We start from the raw sequence: 12,960 nt of genomic DNA on the forward strand, positions 1-12,960 counted from the left end.
CGCTCCTCCACTGTCAAAAAAAGCACTCCTATACAGGAGTGCTTTTCCTCTTCTCTTAAGCAAATACTTTCAAATTCAACACTGCTGCCAGTACAACAAACAGAATCGCAAGGAACTTTGTAGACTTTACAAGTGCTCCTTCCATTGAACGACCTTTGTTCTGACCCCAATAAGTATCAGCAATTCCGCTGATAGCTCCAAGTCCTGCAGACTTACCTTCCTGCATCAGTACAATGGCTGTCAATGCGATACAATCTATTGCAAATAAAATCATAAGAACAATTTTTAAAATATCCATTACACACACCTCCTGTAGATAAACCATATTTAGTTTAGCACAGTAAGGTTGATTTCGCAAGCACTTTATTTGAATGGATTCTGATATTCTGCCACATCTCCGAGCCGTTCTTCTATCCGTAGAAGCTGGTTGTATTTCTCTACCCGTTCGCTTCTACATGGCGCTCCGGTCTTAATCTGACCTGCCCCTACTGCTACTGCAAGATCTGCTATCAAGGTATCTGCTGTTTCCCCGGAACGGTGTGATACAATCGTTCTGTAACCGGCTTTCTGCGCCATCTCTACCGTATCCAGTGCCTCTGTCAGTGTTCCAATCTGATTCACTTTTATGAGAATTGCATTGGCAACTTCTTTTTCGATTCCTTTTTTTAATCTCTTTGTGTTTGTCACAAACAGATCATCTCCAACAAGCTGTGTGTGCAATCCCAATCTTGTTGTCAGAAGCTCCCATCCATCCCAGTCTTCTTCGTCCAGTGGATCTTCAATCGATACAATTGGAAACTGTTCAATTAACCCTTCATAATAATCGATCAGTTCTTCTGATGACCGAATGACTTTGTAATCTTTTGTCTTACTTTCCCCTTCGAACACATATTTCTTAAAGCTTCTATCATAAAGTTCTGTTGCCGCCACATCAAGTGCTAATGACACTTCCGTACCTGCCTTATATCCGGCTTCTTCCGTTGCACGCACGATATAGGCAAGTGCTGCCTGGGCATCCGGAAGGTTCGGGGCAAATCCACCTTCATCCCCAACAGCGGTGGATAATTCTTCTTTTTTCAACAATTTTTTCAGAGAATGATAGATTTCTGCACACATACGAAGTCCTTCTTTAAAGTTTTTCGCTCCTACCGGCATAATCATAAATTCCTGAATATCAATGGTGTTGTCGGCATGTCTGCCACCGTTCATAATATTCATCATCGGAACCGGCATACGCTTTGCATTTGCCCCGCCAAGATAGGAATAGAGTGGAAGTCCTATCGCAGTCGCCGCCGCCCTTGCTGTTGCCATAGAAACGCCTAACATAGCATTGGCTCCCAAGTTTGATTTATCCCCTGTACCATCTAAACCTATAAGAAATGTATCTAAAGCTGCCTGGTCAAATACGTTCATTCCGATAATACCAGGTGCAATCTTTGCATTCACATGATCTACCGCCCGTTCCACACCAAGCCCGGCGTATCTTTTTTCCCCGTCACGTAATTCCAATGCTTCAAACTGACCTGTGGAAGCGCCCGACGGTACACTTGCCCGTCCGCAAAATTCATCTCCTGCCAGCACTTCCACTTCTATCGTCGGATTCCCGCGGGAATCTAATATTTCTCTTGCGTATACATCTGTAATTGGCAGATATTTATACATACTGATGCCCTCCTTTTCGTAGAGATAGTATGCGCCAAATCTGCCAAATCATACTAAAAGCCCCGGCACAACACCGGGACTTGAATTATCTTTATTTTCTTTTTACAAAGCATCTTTTCTTGAAAAATGAAATTCCATAGCACAAGATTTCATCATAATCATCTTCATATTCTGACGCATACATTTTTTTATTAATCTGCTCGATTGCCCGGTTGCAATCCCGCTCCATTTCTTCACGACTTTTTGAATACTTTGCTTCAAATATTGCAACTCTGGCATTCATTGAATCATAGACCACAACATCACTGCGTCCTTCGCCGTGCTCTTTATTCGATTCCACCATATAACCGGCTCCGGCAAATATGCCTGCGAGAAATGCATGATAAAAATCTTCTCTGTAATCATGATAACTGATTGTCTTTCGGAGAAGTTTGCTCATTTCCAGAGTGATTTCTTCACTATCTCCTTCCCACACTGCATCAAACAGATGTTTTCTATCCCAGATTTTTGCACTGTCCTCAAACCATCTTTTTATGGTCGTCTCAAATATCTCCCTGATTTCTACATTTGGAATCTTGAGTGCGTATGTTTCTTCTGGCAATGTACCGCTGTATTCATCATCTTTTGCTTTTGTCAGATATCCAGTCAGATATAAAAGACTCCAAAGATTCTCCTCTGATGAGTTCAAATAATCATATGTGATTCCTTCATCCACCTTCTGAACAATACTTCCACCGCCAAGAAGTGTTTCAAACTTTTCTGTGATATTGCTTCCTGCATGATCAATAAATGATCGGATTACTGCATTATCACTTGTATTCTTCCAGTAACTTGCCGGTTTTGCATCCGGATTATGTTGAAGCTCCTGAAAATAATTCATTACATCCCATGGACAATATACATCACATTCGCCAAAATGATAACCGTCATACCATTCTTTCACCTGTCCGGCATATTCTGTAACTCCTGCATCGCTTAAGATTTTATCAACGTCTTTCTGCGTAAATCCGAAATATTCATCCAATCTTGCATCTGTAATTGTATCCAGAACAAAGTTATTTGTTCCTGTAAAAATGCTTTCTTTGGAGATTCGAAGGCAGCCAGTCACAATTGAAAAACAAAGTGCTGCATTATCTTTTAGTGCGGTCGTCATCATCGCTTTGATAACTTCCAGCATCTGTTCATAATACCCATGACTGCTTGCTTTTGCCAAAGGAACATCATACTCATCTAATAAAAGAATTGCCTGTTTCCCATAATATTTGTTCATGAGCTGAAGGAGCAGCTGTAATGACCTTGTCACTTCCACTTCTCCTGCTGCCTGTTTTCTTATTCTCTCATATATCTGCCGCTCATTGTCGCTTATATGTTCGCCATCTAAAAGATATGCATATTCTTCATATAATCGTCCAATTTCATATTTCAATTGTCCATAAGCACTGTCAAAACTTAAACCATCTACATTTTTAAATGTGAGAAATACAGTCGGCCGCTGGTTCTGCCATGCATGACACAATTTCTCATGATTGGAAATTTCCAACCCTTGAAATATTTTTCTGCTGTCTTTTTCTATATCAAAAAATTCAGCCAGCATACTCATTCCAAGTGTCTTTCCAAAACGTCTCGGACGTGTAATCAGTGTCACTTCTGTTCCAGGGTTCTTCAATACTTCACAGATCAGTCCCGTTTTATCGATATAATAGTATTCATTTTCTCGTATCTTCGAAAAATCTGATATTCCGACCGGGAAATCTATTTTTTTCATACCGCTCCCCCTCTCTTTATGACCTGATTTATTTTTCCTCCTGAGTCTTACTGCAAATTTATTTCTTTAAATCGCTCACACTTCATTTTGTTGGCATAAATCCATTGTCCTGCAAATCATGTATGCCCTGCCGAAAAATATGTTTTACTCTACTGCCAATCCTTCTGCTTTCATAACATCGACTACCTGTGCCACATATTTTGCACACAGTTCATCTGTCGCAGCTTCTACCATGACACGGATTACAGGTTCTGTTCCACTCTCGCGGACAAGGATACGTCCCTCATCGCCAAGTTCTGCTGCTACATTGTCAACTGCCTTTATAACCTCCGGATTCTCGCGTGCTGTCTTCTTATCTGCCACACGGACATTCTGAAGAAGCTGTGGATAGATCTTTACAGGCTCTGCCAATCTGGAAAGGCTCATTTTCTTCTCCAGAATTACTTCCATGATCATAAGTGAAGTCAGGATTCCATCACCTGTTGTTGCATGTTTGCTGAAAATAATATGTCCGGACTGCTCTCCTCCAAGAGAAAAGTTATTCTTGCACATATTTTCATAGACATATTTATCTCCGACTGCTGTCTTTTCATACTTCATGCCAATCTTGTCACATGCTTTATAAAGTCCCAGGTTTGACATTACAGTTGTAACGATGGTGTCACCATTCAGGCGTCCATTCTCCATGAGATATTTTCCGCAAACATAAAGGATCAAATCTCCGTCGATCACATTTCCTTTCTCATCGACAGCAATGCATCTGTCAGCATCTCCGTCATAAGCGAATCCTACATCCAGATGATTCTCTTTTACATACTGCTGCAGGACTTCAATGTGAGTAGATCCACAATTGGTATTGATGTTCGTTCCGTCCGGCTCACAGTTGATTACATAAGTCTTTGCTCCAAGTGCATCATAGACACTCTTGGCAATCATAAACGCACTACCGTTAGAACAGTCAAGTCCGATTTTCATATCCTCAAATGATCTTGTTGCAAGTGAAATCAGATATCCGATGTAACGGTTTCTTCCTGCTGCGTAATCAACGGTACGACCAATATCTTCTTTTTTTGCCAACGGCAGTTCGTCAATCTCTCCATCGATATATGCTTCAATCTTAGCTTCTACCTCTGCCTCCAGCTTGTGTCCTTTTCCATTGATCACTTTAATTCCGTTATCATAGAATGGATTATGGCTTGCAGAAATCATAATTCCACAGTCAAAGTTTTCTGTTCTTGTCACATAAGAAACACTCGGTGTTGTTGTTACGTGAAGAAGATATGCATTCGCTCCTGATGCAGTCAGTCCGGCAACGAGCGCGTACTCAAACATATAGCTGCTACGTCTTGTATCTTTTCCGATTACAACCTTTGCTTTGTGATCCTGTCCGTAATACCAGCCAAGAAAACGTCCCACTTTAAATGCGTGCTCTACTGTTAAAACTACATTTGCCTCTCCACGAAAACCGTCTGTTCCAAAATATTTACCCATTTTTCTTATCTCCCAATTACTTTTTAATCTTATCTGTCTAAATTGGAAATTCATAATCTGTATATATTTTCTCATAAATGAACAGATTTTTTGAACTTCTTTGGTTCAGACAAATACAGTATCTTTTCTTATTATACTGTTTTATTCTTTATTCGACAACCTTTTGGTATATTTTCCTGCTTTACCTTATACGTTCATCTTTTTGCAGATTTCCCTTGCCACGCAGATACCATTTGCAGATGCCTGCTGAAGTCCTCTTGTGATAGATGCTCCGTCTCCCATGACGCGCAGATTCTTGATATTTGTCTCAAATTTATCGTTCACTACGACTTTATTCGAATAAAATTTTACTTCCACGCCGTAAAGCAAAGTCTCATCCGATGCAATTCCGGGTGTTACTTTATCGAGTGCCTTAATCATCTCATCTATCGCGACCATGATACGATGCGGGAATACCAGTGATAAATCTCCAGGCACAGCATCTTTCAATGTCGGTGTAATATTGTTTCTCTGTAATCTTTCTGCAGTTGTTCTTCGTCCTCTTCTGAAATCACCATAACGCTGAAGCAAAATTTTGCCGTCGCTTAACATATTTCCAAGCTGGGCTATATGCTTACCATATTCGATTGGTGACTTAAAAGGCTCCGTAAAATTCTTAGATACAAGGAGTGCAAAATTCGTATTCTTTGTCTTCATGTCTTTTGACTTATAAGCATGACCATTGACAACTGCAAGTCCGTTATCATAGTACTCTGTTGCCACTTCTCCGGAAGGGTTCGTGCAGAATACGCGTACCTTATCATCAAATGTTGGTGTATAGTATACAAGTTTTGCCTCGTAAAGCTTCTCATTGAGTTCCTTCATGATCTCATCGCGGACTTCTACCCGGACACCTACATCAACAGTACCATTCTGTGTTTTAATACCATGATTTTTACAGATTCCTTCAAACCAGCTTGAGCCTTCTCGTCCGATACCTGATACGATCTCATCCGCATAGTAAGTTTCCTCTTTGTCTGTGACGACCCCCTTTGCCACACCATCCTCAATTATGATATCCTGTACCATAGTCATGAACTTGATCTCTACACCTGAAGCCAGCAAATGTTCCTGCAGTCTTGTGTAAATCTTATATCCTTCCTCAGTTCCAAGATGGCGAATCGGACATTCGATCAGTTTGAGATTGGCACGAATTGCTTTCGCCCGGATCCTCTCGATAGCTTCGTAATCGTCAATTCCATAGACCTTCTCATCTGCCCCGAATTTCAGATAAATATTGTCTGCTTCTTTGATCAGTTCTTCCGCCTTCTCATAGCCAAGGATCTCCGGCAAAGTTCCCCCTACATCTGGTGACAGAGATAGCTTTCCATCGGAAAATGCGCCTGCTCCCGCAAATCCTGTTGTGATAGAGCATGGCTTACAACCTACACAGACCTTTGTCGTGCGCTTCGGGCACTGACGCTTCTCGATAGAGCGTCCCTTCTCAATCATTAATACTTTCATATCCGGTTTCTGTCTCATTAATTCATAAGCACAGAAAATACCGGAAGGCCCTGCACCTATAATAATTACGTCATATTTATTCATATATCTGATCCACCTTTCTGTGAATAAAAAGTATAACATTTCCATATAAAAAAGACAAGGTAAGTCCCGAAGCCATACAAGCCTTCCGGCTCATTTTTTCTCCGTTAATTAATTACCTTGTCTATAGTGTCCTGTCCAATAATATCGATCAGTGAATGACTGACTAAAAATTCATAAAACTTTACCGCTTCTTCTGCCGATATCTCATTCCTGTGCTTTGAGATCCAATACTTGATCCCATTGACCAGGGTCATAGCCTCATACTGCAAAAATGTCTCTTTGCTTATAATTTCTCCTTCTTTAATATGTATCGGATTACGCTCCACGACTACATGCACCAGATTACAGATGTTGTGATATAGCATATCTTCAAAGGAATTCTGCCCCTTCACTTCAAAGACCCGTGCATAATATTCTTTATCCGCAGCAATCTTTTTAAATATCATCTCCAATGCAGACCTTGCCATATTCATCTTCACAAGTTCCGTCGCACTGCTAAATACATCTTCCCACAAAAGCCATTCCATTACTTCATATTTATCCCGGAAGTAATTGTAGAATGTCGGGCGTATTACCCCTGCTTCATCCGTGATCATCTTAATCGTAATCTTATCAAAAGATTTCTTCACGACCAATTCTTTGAATTTCTGCCCTAGAAGCGCTTTTGTCATCTCGCCCTTGCGTTCCATGATTATCTCTTCCTCACAACATAATCTGTGAATTATTATAACACAGATTCCGTGTTCTAAACAAGACGGAACCTGTGCCTAAAATATCAGATTCAGTATTTCACCCCTCCATGAAATACCAAGTCCATTGTTTATTTCTGTTTATAATTCTGATAGCCTTTCGCCTCACGCGGATGCTCGCTCCAAAGTTTATCCGCACACTCTGACCAACACTTCGCGTAAGTATGACATTTGCCACACAGATGCTCCACTGTTTCCGGTGACTGAAGATCTGTGGATTTGGCACCTGTCTCATGTACCATCTGTTGCAGCAATTCCGGATTTTCCAGCATCGGACATGGTTTTAAATGATTACAGTTAAATGGCTGATGATCCCGATATGCCATAAAAAGCGGCTGTCTGAGCGCATCTAATAAAGATACTTCTTTTATATTGGCTCCAGAATAATGGATAAATACACACGGTTCCACATCTCCGTTCGGATTAATGTGGCAATAATTTCTTCCCCCTGCAATACAACCGCCTACAAATTCACCATCATTCTGGAAGTCCATAGCAAAAATAGGTTTTCCACCGTTCGTGGAACGAATCTTACGAACTCTGTGATACATATATTCTCTCTGCTCTTTTGTCGGTAAAAGTTCCACTGCCGCATCATTTCCTACCGGCATATAATGGAAATACCATGTAAATCTACATCCTTTTTCAATGATCATATCCAGGAACTCATCGGACGTAACTGTCTCAATGTTCTTACTTGTATAACAGATAGATGTTCCAAAAATCTGACCGGAATCCTTCAGCAGATCCATAGCATGCAATACTTTTTCATACACACCTGCGCCTCTTCTGAGATCATTAACTTCCTCAAATCCTTCCAGACTGATAGAAAGAGACAGATTGCCGACTTCTTTCATCTGCTCACAAAATGCTTCATCAACCAGTGTTCCATTCGTAAATGCATGGAATGCGCAATCATTATGTTTCTTACACAACTTTATAATGTCATCTTTTCTGACAAGCGGTTCTCCGCCAGTATACATGTAGAAGTAAATTCCAAGCTCTTTTCCCTGTGTAATAACACTGTCCAGGTCATTGTATGTAAGATTCAGCCGATTTCCATATTCTGCCGCCCAGCAGCCGGTACAGTGCAGATTACAGGCACTGGTCGGATCCATAAGAATCAGCCACGGGATATTACAGTCATATTTCTTACGCATTTCACGGATTGTCTTTGTTCCGTAAAATGCTGCCTCATATCCCAGATTCAATGCAGTCTGACGAATGACATATGGATCCAATTCATCAATCATGTGGTTGACATATTTTACCCATTTATTATCTGGATCTTGAATCATCTTACGTGCAGCCTCATAATTTTCTTTTTGGAAATTGTCTCCCATATATTTTTCTGTCAGATCTACCAGTTCCAAAAGACCTTTTTCACGATCTTTCTTCACATGTTTTAACACTGCATCAATCGCGGTTCCATACGCTGCTCTGGCAGCCTTATGTGTCAATGTACCCATATCACATTTCCTCCTCGTATATCTTATTTTTTCAATATTTGAGCTGATTATCAACATTGCACATCAATACATGCAATATTGAATCACTACATCTACTCCTGCAATCAGGAACAATGCGCCACCTGCAAGATATGCTTGACTATTATGCACTGTACCAAGCCTATATCCTACATATACACCACCAATTACACTCAGTACTGTAATTGGGAAAATCGTCAGTGACTGGTGGATCATTTGCGCTTCCAGAAACCCCATTCCAATTCCCGCAAGAAATGCATCTACACTTGTAATAAGTGCCAAAAATGTCGTTTTCTTCCAGTCAATTTCATCATTGCGCTGTTCAAGAATGTTTCGCTTCTTAAGTCCCTTCCAGATCATATATATGCCTAATCCTATAAATATCAGAACTGTCACTGCCTCCCAATGATCTGCAATTCGTGAACTTGAATTTGAAGAATCCCGGAATATCGGCAACAGAGTAAGCAGATTTCCTACAATCAGACACCCCCATTGAACACCTCCGAAAAGCAGGCATAAACCAAATAGATTTTTCTTATTGATCTTTGAAAATCCAGCCCCCATATAAGCCATCGCTACAAATACATCTAAAGACAATCCTGCTGAGATTATTACAATCTCAAGAACAGACATAACCATCACCTGCCTTGTACTCTTAATTATGTTGTGATGAACAAAACCTTTCACTTCTCATGCATTTGCTCACAAATAAGTAAAAAAGTTTTGTTCCGTCCCTTGACATCATTGTATTAAAACATGAAAAAGAAAGGAATGTACAAAAGGTGGGAAACGTTATCCAAATGCTACATTTATAAAAATATGTCGCATACATTCTCACTCTCTGATAGAAAATGTTTTTTCTCCGAAAGATTATTTCATCTGCCATAAGATTACAATATAGAAAAGAACACCTTCCAAAAAATCTGCATTTTTCAGAAAGTGTTCTTCTTAATTATTCTATGTTCTTTTTTCTTAGTGATGGAACAGACGAATACCTGTGAATGACATCACCATGTTATATTTGTTACATGTATCGATAACATTGTCATCTCTTACAGAACCACCAGGCTGTGCAATATATGTAACACCACTCTTGTGTGCTCTTTCAATGTTGTCTCCAAATGGGAAGAAGGCGTCAGATCCAAGAGCGACACCTGTCAGTTTGTCCAGCCATTCTCTCTTGGCCTCTCTTGTAAATACTTCCGGCTTTTCTTTGAAAATATTTGGCCATGCGTCATCTGAAAGCACATCCATATAATCCTCACCGATATAAAGATCAATTGCATTGTCTCTGTCAGCACGACGGATATGATCTACAAATGGAAGATTCATAACCTGTGGAGATTGTCTTAACCACCAGTTATCTGCTTTCTGTCCGGCAAGTCTTGTACAATGAATCCTGGACTGCTGTCCGGCACCAATTCCAATTGCCTGTCCATCTTTTACGAAGCATACAGAATTGGACTGTGTATATTTCAAAGTAATCATGGAAATTGCAAGATCAATTTTAGCCTGATCTGTCAGTTCTTTATTCTCTGTAACAATGTTGGAGAAGAAATCATTGTCAATCTTTAATTCATTTCTTCCCTGCTCAAATGTAATTCCAAATACTTCTTTATGTTCAATCGGATCTGGTACATAATCCGGATCGATCTGAATAACATTGTAATTACCTTTTTTCTTCTCCTTCAGAATCTCAAGCGCTTCCGGCTCATATCCAGGAGCGATCACGCCGTCAGATACTTCTCTCTTGATAAGTTTTGCTGTATCGACGTCACAGACATCAGAAAGTGAAATAAAATCACCAAAAGATGACATACGGTCTGCACCTCTTGCTCTTGCGTAAGCGCTTGCAAGCGGTGACAGTTCACCAAGATCATCTACCCAGTAAATCTTAGCCAATGTCTCATCAAGCGGAAGTCCCACTGCAGCTCCTGCAGGTGATACATGCTTAAATGATGTTGCAGCCGGAAGTCCTGTAGCTTTCTTAAGCTCACTGACTAACTGCCATCCGTTAAATGCATCCAGGAAATTGATATATCCTGGTCTGCCGTTCAATACCTGAATCGGAAGATCCTTTCCATTCTTCATATAAATCTTGGATGGTTTCTGATTCGGGTTACATCCATATTTTAATTCCAGTTCTTTCATGATATTCCTCCTACTGATTCTTATTTATGATCTTTGTCTCATAAGTTCCGGTTGCAATATCAATATAACGCACAAAAAGTGAAACTTTATTATCTGCATTCAGACTGTTCCATACAAGATCTGTAAATGCTTCCATATCATCCGGAATGCTGACAAGCTTTGGCTCCCCTTCAAAACTTGGAAGTGGATTACCATCACACTTGTATGTATGGATAAAATGTCCCTCTCCTGCTGCTGGATTCTCATATGCAAAGGTATAGCGGTGTGAACTCTCCGGATTACCATTGTTGCTCTTTAAAATAGACATTGCATAGTTGTATGTTCCATTCTCAATATGCATGATTCCGGAAATACGAGGAGTATAATTCGGTCCGTCCGGCTCAAATGTACGACTTCTCAGTGACTGTTCAAAAGTGAGCTGCTTGTCCATGCCTTCATAAACCGTGTCTGTCTGGTCGCCATTCGTCACAATGGTCTTATTACCAAGCACACGCACCGGTGCATAAATGATCAGACTTGGATCTGTAAGCTTTGACGGATCAAATGCCTGTGTACGGATTCCTTCTCCATCTTCTACGAACACGCGGTTTCTGCTGTTCTCACTTCTTCCCATAATAAAATATGCGGTCACAGCCTTCGTACCGTCCGCACTTCTACCAATAATAATTCCACGTCCCGGGTAGGAATTACTCTGTAATTCTTTTTCAAGATTCAACATTTCCATGAATATTCTCCTCCACAAGTATTCTAGTAACTGATCAAATCACATAATTAACAGATTATATCCTCATATGATCACCAATTACTACGCGCTATGCGCTCTTACAACTATTATATAAAAAATAATGATGTTTTTCCAGTCTTATTTGTGGTATATTATAAATAACTATTTAACCATTTTCATACATGGTTTTATATTTATCTGAATACGGAGGAAGAAACTATGAAAAAAAAGCATTTATGCCTTGTGTTAACGCTTATCTTTGCGTTGTTACTTGGCGGATGTGCCAGCGGTGAGACCGCAGACAAGTATGTAGGAGATCTGATCACTTCTATAAAAAAAGAGGATCCGTCTTCTTTATCTTCTTTTCTGGAACAGGGAATTTCAGATGAGAACGAAACGTATGTACTTCAGTTTCCGGACGAGCTAAAAGATTCTTATCTTAAGTTCCTTCAGGCATCATTTAATGCCGTAGAATTTGAGATAAATGGTGCTAAAAAAATTGACGATGAACGTTATTCTGTGCAACTTACTTTTACTCCACTGGATATTAAAGCAACTACAAAAGACACTTGCGAAAAATATAGTCCGGCCATCTCTTCTACAGATTTGAATACTGAGATGACAAAGCTTCTCGAAAAAGCAACGGAAGCTGTAAAAAGCTCTCCTTCTTACGAAGCCTCCACTCAGCTTACACTGGAGGTTAAGAAGTCAAAAGACGGTTACAGCCTTGATGACGAGCAGTTACAGAAATTATTCTCTGCTACTATGGATAACATTATGGCACCATATGACAGTGTATGCGAGATACTGGACGCTCAGGATTATCTCACATCCTGTCTGAATGCACTGTTTAAAAATGATGTAGCCGAATATGCAAAACATACTGGCGAGGACGAGTCTTCTGTCCAGTCTCAATTAGAAAGTTCTATGTACGCTCCACCGGAAGAGCTGAGTGCCTCATACACAGATCGTTATAGCGCTGCGCTGAAAGCAATCTGTAATAACTGTCAGTATTCTGTTGGAACACCAAAGAAACAGGACGGATTATTTAATTACATTATTGATGTAACTGTAACTCCAAACACAAGTTTCCAAAGTGCTATGAACGAACTCGAAACCGGAACTTACTATTCTGAGGAAGAAGTAGATCGTGCTCTTGTAGAATTGATGGAAAAATACGCTGCTGCACCAACTTATGGTGCACAGACAACGGTTACCGTTTCTCTGAACTTCAAAACACTGTCAGCGGCCGGTGCCGAAGATTCTGAGATTACTTCATTAATTGATACCATACTTCCAGTAGAATAGAGCATTCAGAATAAAACTGTATAAAAGAACCTGCCC

11 protein-coding genes are annotated in these 12,960 nt (G+C 40.2%); 1 reads left to right on the plus strand and 10 read right to left on the minus strand.

The features are described from left to right. Positions 1-55: 55 nt before the first annotated feature. From secG to NQ560_RS11635, 10 genes are all read right to left on the minus strand, one after another. On the minus strand, positions 56-298 hold the full coding sequence (gene secG / locus NQ560_RS11590; protein ID WP_005336987.1) for a preprotein translocase subunit SecG: 243 nt from the start codon (positions 296-298) through the stop codon (positions 56-58). A gap of 65 nt (positions 299-363) precedes the next feature. After that, positions 364-1,662, minus strand: a complete 1,299-nt coding sequence (eno, locus tag NQ560_RS11595; RefSeq protein WP_005334541.1) for a phosphopyruvate hydratase — start codon at positions 1,660-1,662, stop codon at positions 364-366. Positions 1,663-1,753: 91 nt separating this feature from the next. Then, positions 1,754-3,427: an AAA family ATPase gene (locus NQ560_RS11600; RefSeq protein WP_005334543.1), complete on the minus strand. Its 1,674-nt coding sequence runs from the start codon at positions 3,425-3,427 to the stop codon at positions 1,754-1,756. A 144-nt stretch (positions 3,428-3,571) separates the two neighbouring features. Next, positions 3,572-4,918 carry a phosphoglucosamine mutase gene (gene glmM / locus NQ560_RS11605; RefSeq protein ID WP_029730756.1) on the minus strand — a complete coding sequence of 449 codons (1,347 nt, stop codon included), beginning with the start codon at positions 4,916-4,918 and terminating at the stop codon, positions 3,572-3,574. Positions 4,919-5,104: 186 nt separating this feature from the next. Next, positions 5,105-6,544 (minus strand): NAD(P)/FAD-dependent oxidoreductase, encoded by a 1,440-nt coding sequence (locus NQ560_RS11610; protein WP_117495123.1) that lies wholly within the window; start codon positions 6,542-6,544, stop codon positions 5,105-5,107. A 65-nt stretch (positions 6,545-6,609) separates the two neighbouring features. Continuing rightward, positions 6,610-7,194, minus strand: coding sequence for a TetR/AcrR family transcriptional regulator C-terminal domain-containing protein (locus tag NQ560_RS11615; RefSeq protein WP_005334553.1), 585 nt, complete (start codon positions 7,192-7,194; stop codon positions 6,610-6,612). A 131-nt stretch (positions 7,195-7,325) separates the two neighbouring features. Further along, the gene (locus tag NQ560_RS11620) at positions 7,326-8,723 is read right to left on the minus strand and encodes a radical SAM/SPASM domain-containing protein (RefSeq protein ID WP_040015600.1); all 1,398 of its coding nucleotides are present in this window, start codon (positions 8,721-8,723) and stop codon (positions 7,326-7,328) included. Between the two features lie 63 nt (positions 8,724-8,786). Next, positions 8,787-9,380, minus strand: a complete 594-nt coding sequence (locus NQ560_RS11625) for a manganese efflux pump MntP (protein ID WP_005336938.1) — start codon at positions 9,378-9,380, stop codon at positions 8,787-8,789. 333 nt (positions 9,381-9,713) lie between these two features. After that, a complete protein-coding gene (locus NQ560_RS11630; RefSeq protein WP_005334560.1) occupies positions 9,714-10,892 on the minus strand; it encodes a phosphoribosylaminoimidazolecarboxamide formyltransferase in 1,179 nt (392 codons plus the stop codon). Between the two features lie 10 nt (positions 10,893-10,902). Next, complete coding sequence (locus tag NQ560_RS11635; RefSeq protein ID WP_005334561.1) at positions 10,903-11,616, minus strand: IMP cyclohydrolase; 714 nt, start codon at positions 11,614-11,616, stop codon at positions 10,903-10,905. A gap of 219 nt (positions 11,617-11,835) precedes the next feature. On the opposite strand from NQ560_RS11635, the gene NQ560_RS11640 reads away from it, so the two are divergent. Next, on the plus strand, positions 11,836-12,924 hold the full coding sequence (locus tag NQ560_RS11640) for a hypothetical protein (protein WP_005334562.1): 1,089 nt from the start codon (positions 11,836-11,838) through the stop codon (positions 12,922-12,924). Positions 12,925-12,960 lie beyond the last annotated feature (36 nt).

It is taken from the genome of Dorea formicigenerans (assembly GCF_025150245.1).
Taxonomy (GTDB): Bacteria; Bacillota; Clostridia; order Lachnospirales; family Lachnospiraceae; genus Dorea; species Dorea formicigenerans.